20 protein-coding genes are annotated in these 25,589 nt (G+C 70.0%); 10 read left to right on the forward strand and 10 right to left on the reverse strand.

Translation table 11 applies throughout. From position 1 onward, the window contains the following. Positions 1-93 precede the first annotated feature (93 nt). The 4 genes from ACIG87_RS10825 to ACIG87_RS10840 all read right to left on the reverse strand — a co-directional run bounded on the left by ACIG87_RS10825 (position 94) and on the right by ACIG87_RS10840 (position 8,713). Positions 94-2,961, reverse strand: a complete 2,868-nt coding sequence (locus ACIG87_RS10825; RefSeq protein WP_396850151.1) for an ABC transporter permease — start codon at positions 2,959-2,961, stop codon at positions 94-96. A gap of 554 nt (positions 2,962-3,515) precedes the next feature. Further along, the gene (locus ACIG87_RS10830) at positions 3,516-4,013 is read right to left on the reverse strand and encodes a hypothetical protein (protein ID WP_396850152.1); all 498 of its coding nucleotides are present in this window, start codon (positions 4,011-4,013) and stop codon (positions 3,516-3,518) included. 534 nt (positions 4,014-4,547) lie between these two features. After that, positions 4,548-6,650 carry a 1,4-alpha-glucan branching protein GlgB gene (gene glgB / locus ACIG87_RS10835; protein ID WP_396850154.1) on the reverse strand — a complete coding sequence of 701 codons (2,103 nt, stop codon included), beginning with the start codon at positions 6,648-6,650 and terminating at the stop codon, positions 4,548-4,550. Further along, positions 6,638-8,713: a maltotransferase domain-containing protein gene (locus ACIG87_RS10840; RefSeq protein WP_396850155.1), complete on the reverse strand. Its 2,076-nt coding sequence runs from the start codon at positions 8,711-8,713 to the stop codon at positions 6,638-6,640. The genes glgB and ACIG87_RS10840 overlap by 13 nt, the downstream gene beginning before the upstream one ends. A 120-nt stretch (positions 8,714-8,833) precedes the next feature. Here ACIG87_RS10840 and ACIG87_RS10845 point away from each other — a divergent pair, with 120 nt between their 5' ends. Together ACIG87_RS10845 and ACIG87_RS10850 are read left to right on the forward strand one after the other, a co-directional pair. Beyond that, positions 8,834-9,073, forward strand: coding sequence for an AbrB/MazE/SpoVT family DNA-binding domain-containing protein (locus tag ACIG87_RS10845; protein ID WP_396850157.1), 240 nt, complete (start codon positions 8,834-8,836; stop codon positions 9,071-9,073). Beyond that, complete coding sequence (locus ACIG87_RS10850; RefSeq protein WP_396850159.1) at positions 9,063-9,518, forward strand: type II toxin-antitoxin system VapC family toxin; 456 nt, start codon at positions 9,063-9,065, stop codon at positions 9,516-9,518. Before ACIG87_RS10845 ends, ACIG87_RS10850 begins: the two co-directional genes overlap by 11 nt. 507 nt (positions 9,519-10,025) lie before the next feature. On the opposite strand, the gene ACIG87_RS10855 is transcribed toward ACIG87_RS10850, so the two are convergent. Then, on the reverse strand, positions 10,026-10,253 hold the full coding sequence (locus ACIG87_RS10855) for a winged helix-turn-helix domain-containing protein (protein ID WP_396850160.1): 228 nt from the start codon (positions 10,251-10,253) through the stop codon (positions 10,026-10,028). Between the two features lie 201 nt (positions 10,254-10,454). On the opposite strand from ACIG87_RS10855, the gene ACIG87_RS10860 reads away from it, so the two are divergent. After that, positions 10,455-10,652, forward strand: a complete 198-nt coding sequence (locus ACIG87_RS10860; RefSeq protein ID WP_396850162.1) for a hypothetical protein — start codon at positions 10,455-10,457, stop codon at positions 10,650-10,652. Between the two features lie 16 nt (positions 10,653-10,668). Next, positions 10,669-11,829 carry a helix-turn-helix domain-containing protein gene (locus ACIG87_RS10865; protein ID WP_396850164.1) on the forward strand — a complete coding sequence of 387 codons (1,161 nt, stop codon included), beginning with the start codon at positions 10,669-10,671 and terminating at the stop codon, positions 11,827-11,829. Between the two features lie 109 nt (positions 11,830-11,938). Here ACIG87_RS10865 and glgA read toward each other — a convergent pair whose 3' ends face one another. Next, positions 11,939-13,141: a glycogen synthase gene (glgA, locus tag ACIG87_RS10870; RefSeq protein WP_396850165.1), complete on the reverse strand. Its 1,203-nt coding sequence runs from the start codon at positions 13,139-13,141 to the stop codon at positions 11,939-11,941. Between the two features lie 95 nt (positions 13,142-13,236). Between glgA and glgC the strand changes: the two genes are divergently transcribed. The 4 genes from glgC to ACIG87_RS10890 all read left to right on the forward strand — a co-directional run bounded on the left by glgC (position 13,237) and on the right by ACIG87_RS10890 (position 18,918). Further along, positions 13,237-14,469: a glucose-1-phosphate adenylyltransferase gene (glgC, locus tag ACIG87_RS10875; RefSeq protein WP_396850167.1), complete on the forward strand. Its 1,233-nt coding sequence runs from the start codon at positions 13,237-13,239 to the stop codon at positions 14,467-14,469. 67 nt (positions 14,470-14,536) lie between these two features. Further along, positions 14,537-16,174: a phosphoglucomutase (alpha-D-glucose-1,6-bisphosphate-dependent) gene (pgm, locus tag ACIG87_RS10880; protein ID WP_396850168.1), complete on the forward strand. Its 1,638-nt coding sequence runs from the start codon at positions 14,537-14,539 to the stop codon at positions 16,172-16,174. A 153-nt stretch (positions 16,175-16,327) separates the two neighbouring features. Then, positions 16,328-17,605 carry a hypothetical protein gene (locus ACIG87_RS10885; protein WP_396850170.1) on the forward strand — a complete coding sequence of 426 codons (1,278 nt, stop codon included), beginning with the start codon at positions 16,328-16,330 and terminating at the stop codon, positions 17,603-17,605. 140 nt (positions 17,606-17,745) lie between these two features. Beyond that, a complete protein-coding gene (locus ACIG87_RS10890; protein WP_396850171.1) occupies positions 17,746-18,918 on the forward strand; it encodes a hypothetical protein in 1,173 nt (390 codons plus the stop codon). A 45-nt stretch (positions 18,919-18,963) separates the two neighbouring features. On the opposite strand, the gene ACIG87_RS10895 is transcribed toward ACIG87_RS10890, so the two are convergent. The 3 genes from ACIG87_RS10895 to gmd are packed head-to-tail and all read right to left on the reverse strand — an operon-like array spanning position 18,964 to position 22,297. Continuing rightward, positions 18,964-20,088, reverse strand: coding sequence for a DegT/DnrJ/EryC1/StrS family aminotransferase (locus ACIG87_RS10895; RefSeq protein WP_396850173.1), 1,125 nt, complete (start codon positions 20,086-20,088; stop codon positions 18,964-18,966). After that, a complete protein-coding gene (locus ACIG87_RS10900; protein WP_396850174.1) occupies positions 20,085-21,287 on the reverse strand; it encodes a glycosyltransferase in 1,203 nt (400 codons plus the stop codon). The genes ACIG87_RS10895 and ACIG87_RS10900 overlap by 4 nt, the downstream gene beginning before the upstream one ends. Continuing rightward, positions 21,284-22,297 (reverse strand): GDP-mannose 4,6-dehydratase, encoded by a 1,014-nt coding sequence (gene gmd, locus ACIG87_RS10905; RefSeq protein ID WP_396850176.1) that lies wholly within the window; start codon positions 22,295-22,297, stop codon positions 21,284-21,286. Before gmd ends, ACIG87_RS10900 begins: the two co-directional genes overlap by 4 nt. A 232-nt stretch (positions 22,298-22,529) precedes the next feature. Between gmd and ACIG87_RS10910 the strand changes: the two genes are divergently transcribed. Together ACIG87_RS10910 and wecB are read left to right on the forward strand one after the other, a co-directional pair. Beyond that, entirely contained in the window at positions 22,530-23,720 is a 1,191-nt protein-coding gene (locus ACIG87_RS10910) for a glycosyltransferase (protein WP_396850178.1), read from the forward strand. Positions 23,721-23,768: 48 nt separating this feature from the next. Beyond that, positions 23,769-24,893 carry a non-hydrolyzing UDP-N-acetylglucosamine 2-epimerase gene (gene wecB, locus ACIG87_RS10915; protein WP_396850180.1) on the forward strand — a complete coding sequence of 375 codons (1,125 nt, stop codon included), beginning with the start codon at positions 23,769-23,771 and terminating at the stop codon, positions 24,891-24,893. Here the strand turns inward: wecB and ACIG87_RS10920 are convergent. After that, positions 24,822-25,553, reverse strand: coding sequence for an acetyltransferase (locus ACIG87_RS10920; protein ID WP_396850182.1), 732 nt, complete (start codon positions 25,551-25,553; stop codon positions 24,822-24,824). The genes wecB and ACIG87_RS10920 overlap by 72 nt on opposite strands. Positions 25,554-25,589: the final 36 nt, after the last annotated feature.

Here is a 25,589-nt window from a genome sequence, read left to right on the forward strand (position 1 = left end):
GATCACCGCAGCGGCCCTCGTACTCCTGCACGTCGAGCACAACCGCACAACCTGATCACCCAACGCCACGACCCGTTACGCGGAAAGGCTCAGTCACTGCCGCAATGCCTCTGCTACCGACATGACCCTGAGAGGGAGTGCGGCGACGCCCGCACCGATGGTGGCAAGCGCCATCGTGGCGCCGACGACCGCAGGTGTCAGGACGGCCGCTGAGCTCGGGAGGCTACCTTGAAGCAGCACCAGACCCAGCGCCACGGCTCCGCATCCAAGAATGGTGGCCGCCAGAACCAGCGCGAGGACTTCGAGCGCGATGAGTTGTACCACGCACCACCGGTGCCACCCCGTGGCCTGCAGGAGTGCGAACTGTCGGGTGCGCTCGCGGAAGTCGTGGCGCAGGCTGACCGTCACCGATGCAAACGACAGCACACCGACCATCATCATCATGAGGCGGTCGGACGGACCAGCCCGGAGGGTGATCGCTTCGCCCAGGACGGTACCGACCATGGCATGATCAGCAGACTGGACGAGGATCGCCGTGATCAGCATAGCCGCTGCCGCCACCGAGAAGCTTGCAATAGCGACGGCCGCACGGCCCGGGGTGGCGACGATGTGATCGATTGCCATCGTCCAGATCCGTAGCTGGCGGCGGGATCGACGGCTTCGTCGGCTTGCTGCCAGACTGGGGTCGCCTGTGCTGGCAATCGTGCCGACCGCCGCGACGAAGTTCACCCCGGCGGCGATCGCGATCACGCCTGCCGCCTGCGCCCAATCGATCGGCTGGGCTGTCACGAACCGTAATGCAAGAAGGACGGCTGCCACGGCGAGGCCGGCACCTGCCGACAGGACCGCGGTTTCGGTGACGAGCAGCGCCAGCCGGGCCTTCCGCGACCAGCCGAACCGGGCCAGGATGCTCAGATCACGGCGGCGATCATGCGCGGCCGCAAGGGCGTTCGTGAGTAGGAAGAGCATGCCTGCGGTTCCTGCGATCGCGGTGAATAGGATGTTCTTCTGTTCCACCGCGCGGATGACGGTCAGGGCTGCGCCGGGCTTGACCCAGTACTCCTTCAGTACCAGTTCCGGGCGGCCGTGTTGTCCCGCCGGCAGCACCACGGTCTGCGCTTGTGGCGATGCCCCGAGGGTAACGTCGACGTGGAGGCCGGTGCTGGCACCGATGGCCTCGGCCACGATTCTGACCCTCTCCATCGAAACTGGGTCGACACCGGTCACGTCTTGCACCCGGACGCGGACGGCACTGACCGGATCTGCCCGGTCAGTGACGCAGTTGACCATGGAGAGGGGGATGAGCATCGAGGCAGGTGCTGCGGAGTAGCCTGCGGGGTTGCTGCTGGCGCGTAGAGTGTCACCCCTTAGCCTCGCGATGGATTCGTCATCGGCGCCTGAGGCGTGCATGGCCTGGTACGTCTCAAGTGGCACTGCGGAGAGCGGTGAGAAACGTCGTATCCGGTCGGGGGCGAAGCTGCCGACCCATCGTGCGCGCGGAGGAGTGACCGCGTCGGAAGCGACCCGTTCGGCAGAGTTGGTCAATTCCCGAAACCCGTTGTCCGTGGCCAACTCCGGTTGTCCCGCCGATGCGCCGATCGCGGTCTCACCGTAGCGGCTGACCGATGTGCGCCAGCTTCCGGCGTCGATTCGCTTGAAGCGAGGAGACAGGCGTCCGTCGTTCCGGCGGACGTAGTCAGGAGCGCTAGCCTGGATGACGACGTCAAGTTTCGTGTACGCCGACGCCCCCCGGGTGGCCGCCGTGTATGCATCGGCAACTGAGTAGGTTCGATCCGCGGGCTGATTGACCTTGCTCTTGGCCAGCGCGGCGGTCAGGTCCGATGGCCGCTGGCCCGCTACCGATCGCTCACCCTCCAATCGTCCAAGGCTGACGGACAGGTGTTCGTCGAGGTCGATATGATCGGGTGCGATGGCCGGGATACCTGACGATGCGGCGCAATCCACGCCGTCGGCCGGCGGCAGGTAGGAACCGGTACTTATTGCGCCCTCAAGGTCTACCAGATGTGCCTCCTGACTAGGGTCGACCGCTGCGACCGGCAGCCAGATCGGCCAGACGATGCTGAGAGTGGGGCCGTCCGAGTGGACTGGTTCGTGTCGTACCTCCTCCCGGTCCCCGGAGGTGCGAGCAGGGTCCACAACGTCGGCGAAGTTGAGATACGTGCCATCCTGTAGGGCCTGGATAACCGAGAACCGGGAACCGGAGAGCGACAGCGATCCCTGGCCCTCGCGGTTCTCGGCAAACCAGGTAGCGTCCTTGCCGCTGAGTTGCCAGGTCCCGCAGATTGGTTCCCACTGGCCGTTCTCCTGTTGCTCCAGGTAGAAGGTGGGCACTTGGCGGTCGCTGCAGCCTAGGTCCCATAATTGCTGATATGTCAGGCGCGTGCCGTCCGGTGTCTGGTAGGTCTGCTGGCCGTCCGTGCCGCTCACGCCCATCGTCTCGGGCGCTGCGACCGGACGTTTGGTGACGTACACATACCTCGGGTTCTTCTCGGTGACCCTGGTCAATTCAGCATCCGCCACCCAGGTCGGGGTTGCCCTGACGATCTGTCGAGTGCGCGAGCGGTCGATCATATCCGTGAGGTCCACGTCGATCCGGCCCTCCGAGGAGGCATAGCCGATCATCGCGACGGGCGCGGCGACCTCGACACCCGGCAGCTTCCGTATTGTCTGCCACTGATCGATGGTGATGCCACCGTGGAGCCCGGACAGATGGTTGGGGCGGATCAACCCCGTAGATTTTTCGATGGGTAGCCGGGAGTTCGTCGGCCGGACAAGAATATCGTAGGCGGGGCGGGCGTGCTGGTTCACCTGTCCGACGGCGTCGAGTCGGGTCATGGTGGAAATGGTGTTCAGTTGTAGGATTCCCACTGCGGTGAGAACGATGCCCAGCCACACTGTCACACTGCGCCCTGCCCGCCCGCGCAACTGGTTCAGCGCCATCCGTAGCACGGCACCGTCCTACCTTTCGAACTCGACACGCATGTTCCACCGTACGAATTCAGGCGCTTCCACGCGGATCGAGAGCATCTTGCTAGTGGAATACTCGATGCGATTCCCCGACGGAGTCACGCCGTTTCCGATGCACTGGACCGGAAGGCGGACGCCCGGATCGATGACGATCGTCATCACTCCACCGGTGCAGTCGGATGAGATCCAAAGGCTACCCGGGTTGACCTCCACGGTGGCAACGGCAGCCCCGCCGCTACGCGCCTTGACCGTTGCCAACGTAGTCCGACCCGACCCGGGTGACGGGAGTTCCGGTACGTCGGGTGGCTGGTGCTGCGGAGACCGCTCACCAGCAGTGGTGGAGGACGGGGCGACGGAGGGAGATGGCGCGGGGCCGGATGACGCCTGGCAGGCAGTAGTCGCCACGACGACCGACACGGCTGCCACGGTGGCACGGATTGATTGGACCAACATCTTTGTCAACTCCCGGGTGGGCGACGGACGGGGAGTGTCACCGGTCCGCCGGACCGGTGACACTCCGTCAATGATTAGCCGCCCCAAACATTCCAGCCGACGCGGGCCGGCATGTACGAGGTGATCCAGGACGAGTTCACGTTGCAGGACTGTTGCATGATCTCGTACAGGCCCTTGGACTTTTGCCGCCAGACTCCGTAGTCACCGTAGACATAGGTCTTCGGGCGGGCGGAGACGGAGATCTCGTTGACCACCGATGCGGTGAGGGACGTGGTGACGTTGACGCCGAGAGACCCCTCGACCCCGGCGACGATGACGTCTACCTTGACGTTCGCCGTCGACGACAGCGAGTAGCTGACGGTGCCAGCAACCGTCGCCGTCAGCTTGACCGTGGCCGTGCTGTTGGTGCCGTTGTAGTTCTGGTATCCCGGCCCCACTCGGTAGTGGACCTGGCCCTGGTTGGAGACGGAACTGTAGACGTGCTCGGTGGGGCAGGCGGCAGCTCCCTGCTCCGGGTCCTTCGGTGCGGCCTGCGCCGTGCCGGGTACGGCGAACAGTGTAGTGGCGACCATGCTCGCGATCGCTGCTCCTGCCGCAGGGCGTAGCATTGGGACTGTTCTCACTCAGATCCTCCAGAGATTCGTTCGTGGGACACCGCGGCCGCACTCTTCCTCGTCCCGTGTGCACGGGGCGGATCAAGCACGCCTATGGTCGCCCGAGGCCACCTGCTCACGGCCAAGCGCCGACCAAGATATCGATGGTCGCCCGCACATCGAAGCACTCCTGCTGCCCTTTGTCGGAAGTAGCGCGCACTCGCGATATCGGTGGCGGTTAAGTCATGGTTCTGCTATTGGTGGTCGACCCTGGTTTCGGGTATTGGCCGACCACCAGCGTCCCAACATGGACTCTTGGGCCACCTGACGCTGGCTTCCAGAGACGGCTCAGCGCACTCGGAGGCGCGTCGTCTCCGCCTTCGGACGCGGCCATCTCTACTTCAGACCACAAACGGCCGGATTACTTCCGGGATTCTTGGTGCCGGGACCAGCCATGGCCCAGGATCATGCTGTCGATGGTCCGCACTGACCGACGCCGCGTGCGGCGGGACGTCAGCTTCGGCGGAGCCAGAGCACGCCGAGCGGGGGCACCCGCAGCGCCACCGAGGCCGGTAGCCCGTGCCAGGGGACGTCCTGGGCGTGCACCGCGCCGAGGTTGCCCACCCCGGAGCCGCCGTAGTGGTGGGCGTCGGTGTTGATCACCTCGGTCCAGGTGCCGGCGGCCGGCAGGCCGACCCGGTAGTCCTCCAGCGGGCTCGCGGAGAAGTTCGCCACGCAGACCAGGGTCGCGCCGTCCGGGGCGATCCGGACGAACGAGACCGTGTTGTTGGCGACGTCGTCCCCGGCGATCCAGCGGAACCCGGCCGGGTCGGTGTCCTGCGCCCACAGCGCGGGGGTGTCCCGGTAGGCGGCGTTGAGGTCGGCGACCAGCCGTTGCACCCCGGCCCGAGCCGGGTCGTGCAGCAGGTACCAGTCCAGGCCCCGTTCCTCGCTCCACTCCCGGTCGTCGCCCAGCTCGCAGCCCATGAAGAGCAGTTGCTTGCCCGGGTGCGCCCACATGTACGCCAGCAACGCCCGCTCGTTGGCCAGCCGCTGCCAGGTGTCGCCGGGCATCTTGCCGGCCAGCGACCCCTTGCCGTGCACCACCTCGTCGTGGCTGATCGGCAGCACGTAGTTCTCGCTCCAGGCGTACGCCAGGGAGAAGGTGAGCTGATGGTGGTGGTGCTGCCGGTAGATCGGGTCCTTCGCGGTGTAGAGCAGGGTGTCGTGCATCCAGCCCATGTTCCACTTGAAGCCGAAGCCGAGCCCGCCGTCGGCGGTGGGTCGGGTCACCCCGGGCCAGGCGGTGGACTCCTCGGCGATCATCACCACCCCGGCATGGTGCTTGTAGACGGTGGCGTTGACCTCCTGCATGAAGGCGATCGCCTCCAGGTTCTCCCGGCCGCCGTGCTGGTTGGGCAGCCACTGCCCCTCGGGGCGGGAGTAGTCCAGGTAGAGCATCGAGGCGACCGCGTCCACCCGCAGGCCGTCGACGTGGAACTCGTCGCACCAGTAGAGCGCGTTGGCGACCAGGAAGTTGCGCACCTCCCGGCGGCCGAAGTCGAAGACGTACGTGCCCCAGTCGGGGTGCTCGCCGCGACGCGGGTCGGGGTGCTCGTAGAGCGGGGTGCCGTCGAAGCGGGCGAGGGCCCACTCGTCCTTGGGGAAGTGCGCGGGCACCCAGTCGAGCAGCACCCCGATGCCGGCGGCGTGCAGCCGGTCCACCAGGTGCCGGAAGTCGTCCGGGTCGCCGAACCGGGAGGTGGGCGCGTAGTAGCCGGTGACCTGGTAACCCCAGGAACCGCCGAACGGGTGCTCCATCACCGGCAGGAACTCCACGTGGGTGAAGCCCATCTCGGTCACGTACGCGGTGAGCTGTTCGGCCAGCTCCCGGTAGCCGAGGCCGGGCCGCCACGAGCCGAGGTGCACCTCGTACACGCTCATCGGTTCCTGGTGCGGCTGCCGGCGGGCCCGGCGCTCCAGCCAGAGCGCGTCGGACCACTCGTAGCGGGACCGGTGCACCACCGAGGCGGTGGCCGGCGGCACCTCGGCGTAGGCGGCCAGCGGGTCGGCCTTGTCCCGCCACTGCCCGTCCGCGCCGAGGATGCGGTACTTGTAGCGGGCCCCGACCGGTGCGTCGGGCACGAGGATCTCCCAGACGCCGCTGGACCCGAGGCAGCGCATCGGCCAGCCGTCGTCCGGGCCCCAGCCGACGAAGTCGCCGATCACCCGGACGCCACGGGCGTTCGGCGCCCAGACCGAGAAGGCGACCCCGCCGTCGAGGACCCGCGCACCGAGCGCCTCCCAGAGCCGCTCGTGCCGGCCCTCGCCGATCAGGTGAAGGTCCAGCTCGCCGAGGGTCGGCAGGTGGCGGTACGGGTCGTCGGTGACCCAACCGTCGACCTCGACCCGGTAGTCGAGCACGGTGCCCTCGACGCGGGCCTCGAAGATGCCGACGTCGTGCACCCGCTTCATCGGGTGCCGGTCGTCGCCGACGCGTAGCGTCACGTCACCGGCACCCCGTCGCATGGTGCGGATCGTGGTCCACCCGTCGGCGGGGTGCGCGCCGAGCAGGGCGTGCGGGTCGTGCGTCGCGCCGGCGATCAGCTGGTCCATCGGGTGTCCTTCGAGGCGGGGTCGGTCGGGGTGCTGCCGTTCGGGGTGCTGCTGACCGTGGTGTCGCCGGCCGGCTGGTCGTTCTCGGGGGTGGGTGCGGCCGGGCGGCGGATCGTCAGCACGTGCGCGGGTTGCAGGTACGGGTCGAGCCGTACCGCGTTGCGCTGCCCCCACTCGTAGCTGGCCCCGGTCAGCTCGTCGTGCACGGTGAACCGCTCGTGCCAGTCGAAGCCCAGCGCCGGCAGGTCCAGTGTGGTGTTGCCCCACTGCACCGTGTGCGAGTCGAACGAGCAGACCACGATGACCGTGTCGCCGGTGTCCGGGTCACGCTTCGACCAGCAGAGCAGCGCCGGGTTGTCGATGTCGTGGAAGACCAGGTTGCGCAGCCGGTGCAGGGCCGGGTGCTCCCGGCGGACCCGGTTGAGGGTGGCGACGAACGGGGCGAGCGACCGGCCGTGCGCCTGCGCGCCGGCCCAGTCCCGGGGGCGCAGCTCGTACTTCTCGTTGTCCAGGTACTCCTCCGCACCGGGGCGGGCGACGTGCTCGAACAGCTCGTAGCCGGCGTAGATGCCCCAGGAAGGGCTCAGCAGCGCGGCCAGCACCGCCCGGATCTTGAACATCGGCGGACCGCCGTGCTGCAACGAGGAGTGCAGGATGTCGGGCGTGTTGGGCCAGAAGTTCGGTCGCATCCAGTCGACCGAGGCGACCAGTTCCTCGCAGTACTCGCGCATCTCGGCGGCCGTCGTCCGCCAGGTGAAATAGGTGTACGACTGGGTGAAGCCGATCTTGCCCAGCCCGTGCATGATCGCCGGCCGGGTGAACGCCTCGGCCAGGAACAACACGTCCGGGTCGGTCCGCTTGACCTCGGCGATCAGCCAGTGCCAGAAGTCGAACGGCTTGGTGTGCGGGTTGTCCACCCGGAAGATCCGGATGCCCTCGCCGATCCAGTGCCGGACCACCCGCAGCACCTCGGCCCGGATGCCCTCGGGGTCGTTGTCGAAGTTGACCGGGTAGATGTCCTGGTACTTCTTCGGCGGGTTCTCCGCGTACGCGATGCTGCCGTCGGCGCGGGTGGTGAACCATTCCGGGTGCTCGGTGACCCACGGGTGGTCGGGGGCGCACTGCAACGCCAGGTCCATCGCCACCTCGAGGCCCTGCTCGGCGGCGGCGGCGACGAAGTCACGGAAGTCGGCCGGCGTACCCAGGTCGGGGTGGATGGCGTCGTGGCCGCCCTCGGCCGCGCCGATCGCCCACGGCGAGCCGACGTCGTCGGGGCCGGCGGTGAGCGCGTTGTTGCGGCCCTTGCGGTTGACCCGGCCGATCGGGTGGATCGGCGGTAGGTAGAGCACGTCGAAGCCCATCGCCGCGACCCCGGGCAGCCGGTCGACGGCGGTGGCGAAGGTGCCCGAGCGGGCCGGCGCGTCGACGGTGGCCGGGACCGCCCCCTCGGAGCGGGGGAAGAACTCGTACCAGGCGGAGAAGAGCGCCCGGGGGCGGTCCACCCAGAGCCGGTGCTCCGCGCCCGTGGTGACCAGCTCGCGCACCGGGTACGCCCAGAGCAGGTCGGCCAGGTCGAGGGCCGGGGCGACCCGCCGGGGCAGGTCGGTCTTCGTCTCGCGCAGCGCGGCCACCGCCGCCTCGACCCGTTCGCGGTCGGCGGCGGGCACCAGCTCCGCCGCTGCCGTCAGCACCCGTACGCCCTCGGCCAGGTCGTTGGCCAGCTCGGCCGGCCCCTGCCCGGCGGCGACCTTCTTGGTCACCGCGTTGTGCCAGGTCAGGTACGGGTCCTGGAACGCCTCGACGGTGAAGGACCACTCGCCGACCGCGTCCGGCCGGATGGTGGCGTGCCAGCGGTCCTGCCCCGGTTCGCCCGGACGCATCCGGGTGAACGGGCGGGCCGCGCCGTCGGGGCCGCGCCAGACCACGTTGCAGCCCAGCGCGTCGTGCCCCTCCCGGTAGGCGCGCGCCGACACCGGCACCACCTCGTCGACCACCGCCTTGGCCGGGTAGCGACCGCAGGCGACCACGGGGGAGACGTCTTCGATCGGGAACCGTCCGCTCACCCGATCAACCTACTGTGCGAGATCCCCTCGCGCTCGGCCCGGCCGGTCCCGCCACCCGTGGACGACCCCGGTTCCTCCTCCTGACACGTATCATGGCTGATACGTGTCAGGAGGTTTTCGGTGAAACTGAACAGCAAGGGCCAGGTCACGATTCCTGCGGGGCTGCGTGCGCGCCACAACCTGCACGAGGGCGACGAGGTGGACGTCGTGGAGGAGGGAGGAGCGCTGCGCATCGTCCGGGTCGCCGACGCGGAGACCCGGGGCCAGCGCCTCGTGCGCCACATGCGCGGCCGTGGGGGAGCGGGCGCGGTCGAGGGCCTTTCCACCGACGAGTTGATGGAACTGCTCCGTGGCGAGTGAACACGTCAGGGCTGTCCCGGATCGTGATGACGACGCTGCCGCCACGCTTGTCGACACGAACGTGCTGCTCGACATCTTCACCGACGACCCGAAGTGGGCCGACTGGTCGGCAGCGGCCCTGGCCGCCGCCCGGGACGCCGGGGTCCTCGTGATCAACCCGATCGTGTACGCCGAGGTGTCGGTGCGTTTCCCGGCCATCGAGGCGCTCGACGAGGCCCTTCCCGCCGCTGACTTCCTCCGCGAGGAACTGCCCTACGCCGCCGGGTTCCTGGCCGGCAAGGCGTACCTGCGGTACCGGTCGTACGGCGGCGCGAAGCGCTCCCCCATCGCCGACTTCTACATCGGTGCCCATGCTGCGGTCTGTCGCTACCGTCTGTTGACGCGCGATGGTGCCCGCTACCGCACCTACTTCCCCAAGCTGACCCTGATCTCGCCCGACCCCTGACGACTCTGCCCCCGCCGCGAGGCGGACCCGGTGCCCGCAGCAGGCCCCGTAGCCGTGCCACCCGGGGCCGTACTCGACGGCGAGCGCATCCATCAGGTCGTGCGGTAGATCGTCGTCGGCCTGCTCGGAGGCGTGTGCCTGGTCGGCCAGGCAGGCCATCAGGTCGGCGGCTTCCGCCATCCGTGGGTCGTCGAGCGCCGCCAGTTTCCCGGGCATCCATTCGCGGACGCGCTCGGGCCAGCGCGCCGCGACCAGGATCCAGCCGTCCCGCTCACCCTCCACCTGCCGGCTGCCTTGCTGGGGCTGTGACTCTGGTGCGGGTCCTGTCGAGCTGATGACGTGAACGGATCATCCTGATGCCGAGTCGTTTACGTCATCAGCTCTGTAGGACGCGATCGGATGTCTTGTCCCTCCGGCCCGGTCGCAGTTAACCGCTCCGGTCGGCTCCCGGGCGTCGGATAGCCCGTCGGGTGGCCAACAGTGTTCGCCGCGCTATGCGGGCGGTTGCTATGCGGGCGGTTTCGACGCCACGAACGATCCCTTGCCCTGGTGCACCTCGATCCAGCCCCGCTCATCCAGGATTCGCAGAGCCAACCGGATCGGCGTCGCACTGGCTTGGTACTGATCACACAGTTCGGCGATGGACGGCAGCTTGGCACCCGGCTGTAGGGCACCGGACCGGACCGAGCGGATCACGTCGTCGATGACCTGCTCATACAGCGGTTGCCTGGGCATGGTGGGGCCGCCTCTCGTCAGCCCTCTGAGCATGCCACTCCGCACGACATGCTGTGAATCATGTGTTGACTCTGTACTCACTGCACTCTAAGTTGGCCTTGGAGGTCCTCTCGTCAGCAGCGGAGTACCCCCGTCCCGGGGCGGGATGGTCCCTTGCCATTCCGCCCCGTTCTGGACTGCATCCCTACCCAGGAGGCACAGATGGACGAGCGTCCGCATGACGGGCCGCTGCCGGCGGCGTACCCGGTGCCGGGGGCACGGCCGCCGCAACCCGACGGCGACCGGGTGCCCTGCCCACCCCGCGCGGCCCGTGCGCCGCTCAGCCGGCGGCAGTACGGCTACGGCCCCACGGTCGCGCTGGTCGTATTCGTGCTGCTCGTGGTCGGGGTCTTCGGATGAGCGGGACGGGCCGGCGGTGAACGAGCTGCCGGTGGGCCGGCGGGTCGCCCAGTGGCGGGTCCGGCGCAACATGACCCAGCAGCAGTTCGCCGATCACCTCGGCAAGTCGAAGAGCTGGGTCGACAAGGTCGAGCGCGGGGTGCGCCGGCTGGAGCAGGTGTCCAACCTCCGGCTGGTCGCCGAGACGCTCCGCATCGACCTGGAGGTGCTGCTCGCGGGGGAGTCGGAGCGGCCCGACACCGTCGCTGCCGGCGTCGATCCGGTGCTGGCGGCCCTGGCCCGGTACCACGTCGAGGCGTCGGCCCGGCCGCCCGAGGTCGCGGAGCTGCGCGCCCGCCTCGACCACGCCGAGCAGAGCTACCGCCATGCCCGGTACCCGGAGTTGCTCGCCCTGCTGCCCGGCCTGGTCGACGCCGTCCGCGCGGCGCGGGCCACCCGGCCGGGGCGGACGACCGACGCCCTGCTGGCGCGCGGGTACGGCCTGGTCGCCCTGGCGCTGCTCAAGGTGGACCAGCGGGAGGTGGCCTGGTTGGCGGCCGACCGGGCGGTGGCTGCCGCGCAGGTCACCAAGGACCCGTGGGTGGCCGCAGCCGCCGCCGTGCCGTTGGCCCAGGCATTGCGCCACGGGGGCCGGCGTCGGTCCGCGATGGAGGTCGCCGCCGTCGCCGCCCACCGCCTGGTGCCGCTGCGGCCCGGTGACGATCCGTCGGCCGATCCGGCCCTGCTCGGGACGCTGCTGCTCCAGGCCGGCCTGGCCGCCGCCGGTCAGGGTGACGGACGCGGTGCCCGGGACCTGCTCGACCGGGCCGGGCGGGCCGCCCGTGAGGGCGGGGGCGAGGGCGGGGGAGCGGCGGTCGAGGCCGCGCGGGTGGTCGCCGAGGCCGCCCTCGGCGAGGTCACGGCGGCGACGGTACGCCACGAGCGGCTGGTGGCCGGCGACGAGTGGCGGTTGCTGCCGGCCGAGCACCGGGCCGCGTACCTGCTCGACGTGGCCCGTGCGTACGCCCAGGCCGGCGACATGTCCCGGGCCGGTCGGGCGGTGCTGGAGGCGGAACGCACCGCGCGCACCGAGGTACACGACCGGCCGACGGTACGGCACCTGGTCGCCGTGGTGGCCCGCTCCGCCGCCGCCCCGCCCGGCCTGGCCCGCCTCGCCGCCACCCTCCACGTCACCTGACGGCGGGTAGTCCTCTACCCGCTACGTCAACGACGGTGGCCGGCGCAGACGCGTACCGTGAGCCACCGCCGGTCGTCCTCACCGCTGGCCGGGGAGCCGCCGCCCGTGCTCACCCCAGCAGCGAGCGGTACAAGTCCATCGTCTGGACGGCGATCGCGTCCCAGGAGAAGTGCTCGACGGCGCGCTGCCGGCCGGCGAGACCGAACGCCTCGGTGCGCTTCGGGTCGGTCAGCAGCTCGTTCATCGTCGCGCCCAGGTCGGCCACGAACCGCTCCGGGTCCAGCGGGGTGCCGCTGCCGTCACCGGCCTGCTCGATCGGCACCAGCAGACCGGTCTCGCCGTCGGCGACCACCTCGGGGATGCCGCCGGTGGCGGTCGCCACCACCGCCGTCTCGCAGGCCATCGCCTCCAGGTTGACGATGCCCATCGGCTCGTACACCGAGGGGCAGACGAAGATCGTGGCGTGGGTGAGCACCTGGATCACCTCGGGCTTGGGCAGCATCTCGGCCACCCAGACCACCCCGGAACGCTTGGCCCGCAGCTCGGCCACCAGCTCCTGGACCTCGGCGGCGATCTCCGGGGTGTCCGGGGCGCCGGCGAGCAGCACGAGTTGGGTGTCAGGGGGCAGTTCCCGGGCCGCCCGCAGCAGGTACGGCAGGCCCTTCTGCCGGGTGATCCGCCCCACGTACACCACGCTCGGGCGGGTCGGGTCGATGCCGAGCCGGTCCAGCACGTCGGTGCCGTGGTCCGGGGCGTACTGCGTGGTGTCGATGCCGTTGTAGACCACCCGGACCCGGTCCGGGTTCACCGCCGGGTAGGCGGTCAGCACGTCGCGCCGCATCCCCGCGCTGACCGCGACGATCGCGTCGGCGGATTCCATGGCCGTCCGCTCGCACCAGGAGGAGAGTGCGTAGCCGCCGCCGAGCTGCTCGGCCTTCCACGGGCGCAGCGGCTCCAGGCTGTGCGCGGTCACCACGTGCGGCACCCCGTGCAGCAGCTTCGCGGTGTGTCCGGCCAGGTTGGCGTACCAGGTGTGGCTGTGCACCACGTCGGTGCCGGCGCAACCGGCGGCCATCTCCAGGTCGACGCCCATGGTGCGCAGCGCGGCGTTCGCGCCGGCCAGGCCGGTCGGTTCGGGGTACGCGGTGACCCCCGGCTCGTCGCGCGTCGCGCCGAAACAGTGCACGCGTACGTCGGCGAGCCGGCGTAGTTCCCGGGCCAGGTACTCGACGTGCACCCCGGCGCCGCCGTACACCTCCGGCGGGTACTCCCGGGTGAGCAGGTCAACACGTAGCGGGGCGGAGTCGGTCATGCCCGGCACCCTAGTGCAGAAAGCCGCCGCGCACCGGTCGCGGAACTGTGTCCGTACGAGTGGTGAAGTCGCAGCGGGATGGATAGCGTCTGGTCATGGCTGCCAAGGTGCTCGCGATCGTCCTGGCCGGCGGAGAGGGCAAGCGCCTCATGCCGCTCACCGCGGATCGGGCCAAACCGGCCGTCCCGTTCGGCGGGATGTACCGCATGGTCGATTTCGTCCTGTCCAACCTGGCGAACGCCGGCTTTCTCAAGATCGTCGTGCTGACCCAGTACAAGTCCCACTCACTGGACCGGCACATCACCAAGACCTGGCGGATGTCGACGTTGCTCGGCAACTACGTCACGCCGGTGCCGGCACAGCAGCGCCGTGGCCCGTGGTGGTTCGCCGGCTCCGCCGACGCGATCTACCAGAGCTTCAACCTGATCAACGACGAGCAACCGGAGCACGTGATCGTCTTCGGCGCCGACCACATCTACCGGATGGACCCCCGGCAGATGGTCGACGACCACATCGCCTCCGGCGCGGCGGTCACCGTGGCCGGCATCCGGCAGCCGCTGTCGATGGCCGACCAGTTCGGCGTGATCGAGGTCGGCGAGGACGGCAAGCGGATCCGTGCCTTCCGGGAGAAGCCCACCGACGCGGTCGGCCTGCCCGACGCCCCCGACCAGATCTACGCCTCGATGGGCAACTACGTCTTCACCACCCGGGCCCTCTGCGAGGCCGTCGAGCGGGACGCCGCCGACAAGACCAGCAAGCACGACATGGGCGGCAGCATCATCCCGATGCTTGTCGAGCGGGGCGAGGCAAACGTCTACGACTTCCAGGACAACGAGGTGCCCGGCAGCACCGACCGGGACCGGGGCTACTGGCGGGACGTGGGGACGCTCGACTCGTTCTACGACGCCCACATGGATCTGATCAACGTGCACCCGGTGTTCAACCTCTACAACTTCGACTGGCCCATCTACACCGACCAGCCGCCGTACCCGCCGGCGAAGTTCGTCCACCAGTGGGGCGAGCGGGTCGGCCGGGCGGTCGGCTCGATGATCTCGCCGGGCGCGGTGGTCTCCGGTTCGCTGGTGGAGAACTCCGTCGTCTCGCCGAAGGTCAAGGTGCACTCCTGGGCGCACGTCGACGGCGCGGTGCTGATGGAGGGCGTCGAGATCGGCCGGCACGCGGTGGTCCGCAATGCCATCCTCGACAAGAACGTCTTCGTGCCCGAGGGCGCGGAGATCGGCGTCGACCTGGAGAAGGACCGGCAGCGCTACACCGTCTCCGACAACGGCATCGTCGTCATCGGCAAGGGCCAGCGCGTCGAGCCCTGAGCCGGGTGTGACCCGGCCACCGCCGGGAAACAGTGCACCCACCCGTACCATCGAGGAGGTTCCCGCAGTGGCCCACCCCCGTGCCGGACAGCCCGCCGAGCCCGCCGACCTGGTCGACGTGCCCCGGCTGGTGACCGCCTACTACGCCGAGCACCCGGACCCGGACGACCCGGCGCAGCAGGTTTCCTTCGGCACCTCCGGCCACCGGGGGTCCTCGCTGCGTAACGCGTTCAACTCCGACCACATCCTCGCCGTCACCCAGGCGCTCTGCGACTACCGCCGGGAGCAGGGCCTGACCGGGCCGCTCTTCCTGGCCCGGGACACCCACGCGCTCTCCGCCCCCGCCGAGGTCGACGCGCTGGAGGTGCTCGCCGCCAACGACGTCACCGTGCTGCGGGACAGCCGCGACGGCTACACCCCCACCCCGGCGTTGTCGCACGCGGTGCTCACCCACAACCGGGGTCGCACCGACGGGCTCGCCGACGGCATCGTGATCACCCCGTCGCACAACCCGCCCGACGACGGCGGCTTCAAGTACAACCCGACCAACGGCGGGCCCGCCGACACCGACGTCACGAAGTGGATCCAGGACCGGGCGAACGCGATCCTGGCCGCCGGGCTCAAGGAGGTCAAGCGCATCCCGTACGCGCGGGCCCGCGCCGCCGACACCACCGGCACGTACGACTTCCTCGCCCGCTACGTCGACGACCTGCCCGCCGTGCTGGACATCGACGCGATCCGCGACGCCGGGGTACGCATCGGCGCCGACCCGCTCGGCGGGGCCAGCGTCGGCTACTGGGGTGAGATCGCCGAGCGGCACCGCCTCGACCTGACCGTGATCAACCCGCTGGTCGACCCGACCTGGCGGTTCATGACCCTGGACGGCGACGGCAAGATCCGGATGGACTGCTCGTCACCGAACGCGATGGCGTCGCTGATCGCCGCCCGGGACCGGTTCCAGGTCTCCACCGGCAACGACGCGGACGCCGACCGACACGGCATCGTCACCCCCGACGGCGGATTGATGAACCCCAACCACTACCTGGCGGTGGCGATCGGCCACCTGTTCCGGACCCGGTCGCAGTGGGGTCCGGCGGCGGCCGTGGGCAAGACGCTGGTCTCCTCCTCGATGATCGACCGGATCGCCGCCGACCTGGGCCGCCCGCTGCTGGAGGTGCCGGTCGGCTTCAAGTGGTTCGTACCCGGGCTGCTCGACGGCACGGTCGGCTTCGGCGGCGAGGAGAGCGCCGGGGCGTCCTTCCTGCGCCGCGACGGCAGCACCTGGACCACCGACAAGGACGGCATCCTGCTCTGCCTGCTCGCCGCCGAGATCATCGCCACGACCGGTCGGACTCCGAGCGAGCACTACGCGGCGTTGACCGAGCGCTTCGGCGCCCCCGCGTACGCGCGGATCGACGCCCCGGCCAGCCGGGCGCAGAAGGCGGTGCTCGGCAAGCTCTCCCCGGAGCAGGTCACCGCCACCGAGCTGGCCGGCGAGCCGATCACCGCGACGCTCACCAGTGCCCCGGGCAACGGCGCGGCGATCGGCGGGCTGAAGGTGACCACCGAGTCGGGCTGGTTCGCCGCCCGGCCGTCGGGGACCGAGGACGTCTACAAGATCTACGCGGAGTCGTTCCAGGGGCCGGAGCACCTGGCCCGCATCCAGGAGGAGGCGAAGGCTCTCGTCGACGCCGTGCTGGCGTAGTTCCGGAGGCTCCCCGTGCGCCCCGTCCGGCCACCGGACGGGGCGCACGCCGTGCTCCCTCCCGGTTGCCCGGAGTTTCTCCCCCGGAGCGTTTCGTGGACCTCGCCTCGCTCGTTGCGAATGAGGCGACCGAAAACGGGGAGGGGGCGGACGATGACCTGGTCTAGGGCGGTCACCGACCCTGGATTCGGGATCGACGTCGTCGAGCCCCGGGCCGCGCGTCCGGTCGGCGCGACGCCGTCGGAACGCCAGCGGGAACCGGTCGGTGGGCTACTGCGCTGCTATCCCGTCAGCTTCCTGGTGCTCGCCCCGTACGCGCTGCTCATCCTGCCGATGGCGGTGCTCAATCACAACCCGCAAACCGGTTTCATCATGCTCGTGGTGGGCCTGGCGCTGCTGGGCAGCGTCTCCGTGGAGACGGCCTGCCTGCTTCTCGGGCGTCCCGATCCACGGTGGCGGCGCGGCATGCGCCAGGCGACCGCCCGGTACCCCCGGATCTATCCGGTGGCCCGCCTGGTCGTGCTGATCAGCATCGCGGCCGACCTGCTGGGGGCGTACCTCGGGGAGGGGAACCTCGTCGCGCAGATCTCCGGGGAGCTGTCCGACACGCCGATGGTGGCGCTGACCAAGTTGTTCTCCGGTTGGGCGGCGCTCGGGTTCGCGCTGCTGGTCGCCAGCTACCTCGGTGGCCGCCTGTCCAGGGCGAAGCTGTACGGCTGGCTGGGCGCGCTCGTCGTCACCAAGGCTGTCGTCACCGTGCTGACCGCCCTCACGGCGCCACTGATCGCCTTCGTCTTCTTTGCGGTGACCGCCGGGGTGGTCTGCGGCGTGTTCCGGTTGCGGTACCTGATGATCGGCACGCTGATGTTGGTCCTGCTGTGGCCGGCCATGTTCGACTACCGCAACGGGATACGGCAGGACCAGGGCGTCGCGGTGGACGACGCCGTCACCGCGACGGACCGGATGCGCCTGGACCGGCAACTGACGGCCGTCGCGGACACGGAGGTTCCCGTCGACCTCGGTCAGCCCAAGGGCGTCGACTACCTCAGGTACGGGCTGGTGCCACGGATTTTGGACCCCGATCGGCCGGCTCTGACGACCGGGCAACAGATCAACCAGTACCTCGGCGGTAGCCGGACGTCGGCCTCCAACTTCCTGTTGCTGGGCAACATCTGGTTCTTCGACGGTCCCGTCGGGGTGGTGGCCGTGCACGCCTTCTGGGCCGGGTTCGTGGCGCTGTTGCTGCGCTGGCGGGGCCGGCCCGGCCCGGCCCGGTTGAGTCTGGTCTGCCTGGTGTTCTCCGACGCGTTGCTCTGGTCCGGCACCTACCCCGACTCGATGATCGGGTTCCTGCAGCACGTGGTGTCGGCGATGACGGTCTTCATCCTGCTGTGGCTGACCCGCAGCCTCCCCGCCGCGCGGGAGCAGTAGGTGCTACTACCGGTGGGTGCCGTCCAGTGACCGCTCGGGTCCGCTCTCGCGTGGCCGGCCGCAGGGGCGTCCCTTGGCCCGGACGCCGGGCGCTGCTTGCCCTGCTCGTCGGGGGTCTGTCCAGTGGTGGCAACCTTTCGTTGGCGATCACCGTCACCCGGCTGGAGTCGATCGGCGGGGTGGGCCAGTTCGCCCTGGCCTTCTCGTTCTACATTCTCGGCTCCGGGCTGGTCCGCAGCATGGTGACCGACTCGACCCTGGCGGCCGGCACCGGGGCCGCCCCCGCCGCCCGGCGGGCCATCCTGCTCGGCACGGTCAGCGGCCTCGCGCTCGGCCTCGCGGGGATCGCGTACGGCTCCTCCTACCTGGTGTTCGCGGGCCTTGCCCTGCCCGGTCTGGTGCTCTACGACTACACCAAGGCGATCGCCGTCGGCGTCGGCACCCCGTCCGGGGCCCTGGCCCAGGAGGCCGCCTGGGCGGCGGTGACCGGCTGCGCCGCGCTGGCCGGCCTGCTCCGGCTGATCGACGCGCCGTACGTGTTCGCCCTCTGGGCGTTCGGTGGTGGGCTGATCGGCGTGGTCGTCGCACTCCACCGCCGGTACCCGGTGCGGCCCGGCTGGCGCGTCGGTCGGGCGGAGAGCCGCGTCTCGGTGGGGTTCGGCACGCAGTTCCTGCTGACCACCGGATCGGCGCAACTGTCGCTGACCGCACTGGCCGCCTTCGCGGGCACCTCGGTGGTCGGCGCGTTGAGCGCCGGAAGAACCCTGTTGGGGCCGGTGAACCTGGTCCTGTCGACCGCCGCCACGCTGATCCTGCCGCAGTTGGCCCGCAGCCGCACCGAGTCCCGCGCGGTGCGGACCAGGGCGGCCGTTCGGCTCACGATGCTGGTGGCTGCCGGCGTCCTGCCGATGACGATCGCGGTCGCCCTCCTGCCCGACCCGGTCGGGACGGCGCTGCTGGGCGTCAACTGGGAACTCGCCCGCAGTCTGCTGGTGTTGCTGGCTTTGGAGAGCCTGCTCTCGGTGCCGGCTGCCGTCGGCTTCGCCGGGCTGCGGGTGGAGCAGGCGAGCCGGCGGGCGATCCTGCTCGGTGTCCTGTTGGGCGGGCTGCGCGTGCCCGTGGTCGTCGCCGCAGCAGTCCTGTTCGGTGCCGTCGGTGCGGCTGGCGCATTCGCGGTGCTCGCCCTGGTGAGCGCCGTCGCCTGGGGAGGCAGCTACCTCCTGCTGCTGCGCGGACGTGAGGCGGACCAGGCACGTGTGACTCCACCGCGAGACCCCGTCCGCGACCTGGCCGACGTGACCCGGCCGAGGTGAGTCCGCCCCTGCCCGGCGGGTGCATCGGGCGGGGGCGGACTCACCTCAGGCGATGGTCGCCAGGGCGGCGCGCACACGCTCCACCACCGCCTTGACCGCCGGCTCGGTCAGTTCGGCGTACGTGGGCAGGTTGATGCCGCGCCGGCTCAGGTCGACGGTCACTGGGCAGTGCGCCGTCGGATCATGGTGCGCGGGCAGGTCGGGGATCGGCACGAAGAAGGGCCGGGTCTCCACGCCGAGTCGATCGAGTGCCTGGGCCACCGCGTCCCGGGAGGTGGCGTCCCCCTCGGCCCCGACCAGGAAGGCGGCCATCCACGGTGCGCGGCGGATGCCGGCGACCACCGGCTGCGCCGACAACGCCGGCTCGTCGGCCAACTGGGCCTCGTAGCCGGCGATCACCGCGTCTCGCTTGGCGATGATTTCGTCGGCCCGGTCGAGCTGGGCGCAGAGCAGCGCGGCCGACAGGTTGGTCATCCGGTAGTTGTAGCCCAACACGGGGAAGTAGTACCGCCGTTGCGGGTCCATTCCCTGGTTGCGTAACAGGCGCATCCGGTCGGCCAGCCCGCTGTCGGAGGTGGTCACACAGCCGCCCTCACCTGCGGTGATCACCTTGTTGCCGAAGAAGGAGAAGGTGGTGGCGTCGGCCAGCGAACCGGTGGGGTGTCCGTCGACAGTGGCGCCGAAGGACTCCGCGGCGTCGGCCACCAGGAGCAGGCCGTGCTGCTGGCAGAGCGTACGCAGGGCGGGGTAGTCGGCGGGATGGCCGTACAGGTCGACGGCGATGACCGCCCGGGTGCGGGGGCCTATCGCGGCCCGGACCGCGGCGGGGTCGACACACCAGCTCTGCGGCAGGACGTCCACACAGACGGCGCGGGCTCCGCAGTACGCGACGGCGTTGGCGGTCGCCACATAGGTCAGGGCGGGAACGATGACCTCGTCGCCCGGACCGATACCGGCGGCGGCGAGGACCAGGTGCAGGGCGACCGTGCCGTTCGCGGTCGCCACCGCCGTCCCGGCGGCGCACCGCTTGGCGAAACGGCTCTCGAAGTCGTTCAGATAGGGGCCCTGGGAGGAGACCCATCCACTTCTCAGGGCGTCGAGGACGTACCGTTCCTCATGTTCGGTGAGACTCGGTCGGGCCACCGGATAGCGGTCTTCCACCATGCTCATGATGCTTCCTCCCCGTTGAGCTCGGAGGCGAAGGCGGACCGTGGCATCGGCCCCGGTCGTCCGTGTGCCACCCAGCGCAGCACGTCGAGGTAGTCGCCTCCGGCGGCCTCCCAGGTGCGGGTGGCCAACCGGCCGTTCGCGTGCCACGCGGCGGCGGCGTAGTGGGCCCGGTCGTCCAGCAGCCGCTGGACCGCCTCGGCCAGGGAGGCCGGCTCCTCGGACCGGAAGACCGTCGCCTCGGCACCGGTGAACTCCAGTTGGGCCAGCAACGGCTCGGCGTCGGCGCAGGCGACGGGCAGTCCCCAGCTGAACGCCTCCAGCATCGCCCCGCTCGCCGCTTCCCAGAGCGACGGGATCACCACGGCGTCGGCGCGGGCGTAGATGGCGTTCAGCTCGTCGAGGGTGACGAAGCCGGGAAAGGACACCCTGCCCCGCAGATCTGGCAGCGCGGCGCGGGCGAGCAGGCGGCTGGCCTCGGGCTCGACCAACGGGCCGGGACAGATCAGCCGGCACTGCGGGAGCAACGCCATCGCCTCCAGCAGCGTCGCGTGGTTCTTGTGGGTCGCGGTGGAGGACGGGTAGACCAGCAGACCCGGTTCGGGCCGCGCGGAGGCGTGTGCGGGCGCGGGCTGGAACGTCGGAGTCGGGATGAGCGCGGTCCGCTCCGCCGCCTCGGGGAACAGCCGCAGGGTCTCCCGGTACGGATGGGGCCAGGTGACCACGACCGCGGACGCGAGAGCCATGTTCTCCCTGACCACGGCGGCGAAGCCGGGGGCGTGGAAGGCGGCGTGCAGGTGCCGGAGGTCGTGCACGACGACGACCGACGGGCCGGGACCGATCGGCGCGCTGTGGAACGGGTACAGCGTGACGTCCGACCCCCGCTGCCGGGGGACCGAGCGCTGCCGGACCGCGTTGACCGCCCTTCGGACGGCGACGGAGTCGCGGACCCGCGTCGGTGTCCAGCGCCGCAGCAGCTGCCCGGGAGCGGTGTCCGAGCGTAGTGGTTGGGCGACCTCGGTCCAGCCGAACTGCCCGGCGGGCACCTGGTCACGCCACTGGCCCAGGGTGCCACGCAGGACGTTCACCCGCAGTTCGCAGGAGGTGTCTGCTGCCATGCCGGTCAGCAGGCCGTAGGTGAAGGCTTCGACCCCGGCGGCGTGGCCGGGGCGGATCGGGGTGGCGTCGACGGTGATCCTCATCGGTCCACCCGAACGAGACGTCCCATCCGTTCGTCTTCGAGGAGTTGACGGTCGGCGTCCACCATCACCCGTACCAGGTCGCTGAACAGCGTCTTCGGTGCCCAGCCCAGGCGATGCCGTGCCTTCGAGTAGTCGCCGATGAGCGCGTCGACCTCGGCCGGCCGGAAGTAGGCGGGGTCGATCTCCACGTACCGCTGCCAGTCCAGCCCGACCCGGTCGAAGGCGGCCTCGACGAATTCGCGCACGCTGTGCCCCTCCCCGGTGGCCACTACGTAGTCCTCCGGGGTGTCCTGCTGGAGGGCCAGCCACATCGCCTCGACGTACTCCGGGGCGTAACCCCAGTCCCGGACCGCGTCGAGGTTGCCCAGGTAGAGCTTGTCCTGGATGCCGGCCTCGATTCTGGCCACCGCACGGGTGACCTTGCGGGTCACGAAGTTCTCGCCCCGCCGAGGGCTCTCGTGGTTGAACAGGATGCCGTTGACACAGAACATGTCCCACGACTCGCGGTAGTTGACCGCCGACCAGAAGGCGTAGACCTTGGCGCACGCGTACGGGCTGCGGGGATGGAACGGGGTCTCCTCGCGCTGCGGGGGCGGGGTGGAGCCGAACATCTCCGAGGAGGACGCCTGGTAGAAGCGGCAGTCGATGTCGGCTGCCCGCGCCGCGTCCAGCATTCGGAGAGCGCCGAGCCCGGTCACGTCCGCCGTGTAACCCGGGATGTCGAAGGAGACGCGCACGTGGCTCTGCGCGCCGAGGTTGTAGATCTCGTCGGGCCGGATGTCGCGGATCAGCGAGGTCAACGAGGCCGGGTCGGACAGGTCGCTGTAGTGGAGGAACAGGCGTGCGTCGTCACTGCGGGGGTGGACGTCGATGCGGTCGATCCGCTCGGTGTTGAACGAGGACGATCTTCGCTTTATCCCGTGCACCGTGTATCCCTTGCCGAGCAGGAGCTCCGCCAGATAGCTGCCGTCCTGACCGGTGGTGCCGGATATGAGTGCCACTCGCGACATGGGATCCTCTCGTGCTGTGTCGGAGGTTGTTTCCGCGACTTCCTTATACCGAAATCCGGGTCGGCGATCATCAGTTTTCATGCAGTGTCCGATGGTTTTGTGAAAATTGCGATTCTCAGTCACTGAATGGATGTTCGCTCGTTGGCCCACTCAGTCCTACGTCTTGAGCTGAGGAGCGAGGATGGCCAGCGACACCACCCCCGTGGCGGAAGTCAGAGGACGGTCGGCGAGTGTGGACAGGGGGAGGTTCCGGGTTCTTGTCACCGCGAGCTACTTCAGTCCCGGCTGGCGGGCCGGCGGGCCCGTCCGTTCCGTCTCCGACGTGCTCGACATGGCCAGTGCCGACGTCTCCACGACCCTGCTGACCCGCGACCGTGACCTCGGCTCCGGCGATTCCTATTCCGGTCTCTCCGGCACCTGGGTGCGGCGTGGCCGGACGAACATCTTCTACCTCGGTGTCCGACACCCGGCGCACTGGCGGATGCTCTGGCGTTCCCTGCGAGGGGCGCGATTCGACCTGCTCTACGTGAACAGCGTGTGGTCGACCTTCTCGATTCTGCCCATCGTCGCGGCCCGGCTCGGCCTGCTGCGGGTGGATCGCATTCTGGTGGCGCCCCGGGGTGAGTTCGGTGCTGCCGCTCTGGGCCTGCACCGGGCCCGTAAGCGGATGTTCCTGGTGGGCTGGCGATGGATGCTACGGGGGCCCAGGGTGCTGTGGCATGCCACCACGCCGCTGGAGGCCGCCGACATCCGGCGGGTGCTGCCCCGGGCGCGGATCGGGGTCGTCGCGATCGCCAGCGGCCCGGAGCCGCGCTGCGCTCCGGCCGAGTTGCCGGCGACCGATCACGCGCGACTGGTCTTCATCGGGCGGATATCACCGATGAAGAACCTCGACCTGCTGCTCGCCGCACTCGCCCACGTGCCGGCCCGGGTGCGGCTCGACATCTACGGTCCGGTGGAGGATCCGAAGTACTGGCAGCGCTGTGAGGAACTGCGCGTCGCCCTGCCGGACCCGTCCGTGGTCAGCTACCGGGGGGAGTTGCGTCCGGAGCAGGTCGGCGAGACCTTCTCGCGATACGACGCGTTCGTCCTGCCGACCCGGGGTGAGAACTTCGGCAACGCGATCGCGGAGAGTCTGGCGGCGTGCTGCCCGGTGGTCTGCTCGGATCGCACGCCGTGGACGGTCGTGCTGCGCGACGGCGGCGGGCAGGTCCTCACCGAGCTGACCCCGGCGGCGTTGGGCGCGCTGGTCAACCAGGTCGCCGTCGCCTCGCCCGAGCAGCGGCAGGCGGCCCGGGTGGCGGCGGGGGACGCCTACCGCCGGTGGCGGGCCAAGCGGCCACGGGTGAGCGTCCTCGACCAGGCGTGGCAGGCGATCAACGACCCGGTGTGCCGGGTGCCCCCACAGGGCCGGTCGTCCTGACCGGCCACCCCGCCCGAAACCCCACCATCGGCTACTAGGAGGCGTCCAGTGACCCGGGTGATGACCGTCGTCGGGACCAGGCCGGAGATCATCCGCCTGTCCCGGGTGATCGACATGTTGGACCGGACCGTGGAACACACGTTGGTGCACACGGGACAGAACTGGGATCCCGCGTTGTCCGACATCTTCTTCACCGAGCTGGGCGTACGGCCGCCCGATCGCTTCCTGCGGGCCGACACCCGGTCGCTCGGCAGCCTGCTCGGCGCAGTTCTGGTCGGCACCGAGAAGGCGATCGGTGAGCTGCGCCCGGACGCGCTGCTGGTGCTCGGCGACACCAACAGCGCCATCGCGGCGCTGATGGCGCGACGGATGAAGGTTCCCGTCTACCACATGGAGGCGGGCAACCGCTGCTTCGACCTGAACGTCCCGGAGGAGACCAACCGCCGGCTGGTGGACCATGTCGCCGACTTCAACCTGGTCTACTCCGAGCACGCCCGGCGCAACCTGCTCGCCGAAGGGCTGCATCCCCGCCGTATCCTGCACACCGGCTCGCCCATGCGCGAGGTGCTCGGCCACTACCAGCCGCAGATCGAGCGGTCCACCATCCTGGCGCAGCTCGAACTCGAACCGGGCGGCTACTTCGTCGTCAGCGCGCACCGGGAGGAGAACGTCGACCACCCGGACCGACTCCGCCGGCTGCTGGACTGCCTCTGCGCGGTGCGGGACGAGTGGCGACTGCCGCTGCTGGTCTCCACCCACCCGCGTACCCGCAAGCGCCTGGAGGCGCTCGCCGTCGACGGCACGCTCCTGGAGGGCATCACCTTTCACGAGCCGTTCGGCTTCTTCGACTACGTCACCCTGCAACGGCACGCCCGGTGCACGCTGTCCGACAGCGGCACCGTCAGCGAGGAGGCGGCGATTCTCGGGTTCCCGGCGGTGACCCTCCGGGAGTCCATCGAGCGTCCCGAGGCGCTCGACTCCGGGGCGATCGTGATGACGGGTCTGGACCCGGCCGGTGTGGTGGAGGGCGTGCGGGCCGTGGCGGCCCAGGTGGCGGCCGGTGCGGTCGCGTGCCCGCTCGACTACCAGGTCCGGGACACGTCACGCCGGGTGGTCGACTTCATCCTCTCGACCGTGCGCCGGCATCACGACTGGGCGGGCATCCGCCGATGACCGAGCCACCGGCCGGGCGGGCACGCCCGTGACCACCGTGCCCGCCGGGACGTCCCGGGTCACACACGCTCCCGCGCCCACGACGGCGTCCCGGCCGACCGTCAGTCTCGGCAGGACGGCGGCGGTGGTGCCCACCATGACGCCGTCGCCCAGTCGGCAGTTGCCGGAGACCGCCGCGAGCGGGTTGACCGAGACATGGTCACCGAGGACGGCGTCGTGGCCCACGGTGCAGTTCTGATTGAGGTGCACATGGCGTCCCAGCACCACGTTCGTCGTCACCCTGGCACCGCCGGCTGCGAACAGACCCTCCTGGAAGACACAGTCCGGGCCGATCTCCGCCGCCGGATGCACCACCGTGGCGGCGGGCAGGCCGTACCGGGTGAGGACGTGGTCTGTCTCGCGGCGCAGCCGCGGGTGTCCCACGCCCAGCGCCACCCGGGTGGTGGACGACAGCCCAGCCAGCCGGCGGGTCGGACCGAGGAAAGGAACCCCGAGACGCCGCACCAGCTCCACGTTGGGCTCGGTGGGGTAGTCGTCGACGAAGCCGAGAACCTGCCACCGGGCCCCGTCGTCGTCCGCTCGGGCGTTCAGCAACCGAATTACGCCGTATATCTCACGGCCCATCCCGCCCACGCCTACGATCACTACGTCGGTGGTCAACCGTTGCTCCCTCGGCTACGGAGAATGCCCGTCGCG

Source organism: Micromonospora sp. NPDC051925, assembly GCF_044548625.1.
Taxonomy (GTDB): Bacteria; Actinomycetota; Actinomycetes; order Mycobacteriales; family Micromonosporaceae; genus Micromonospora.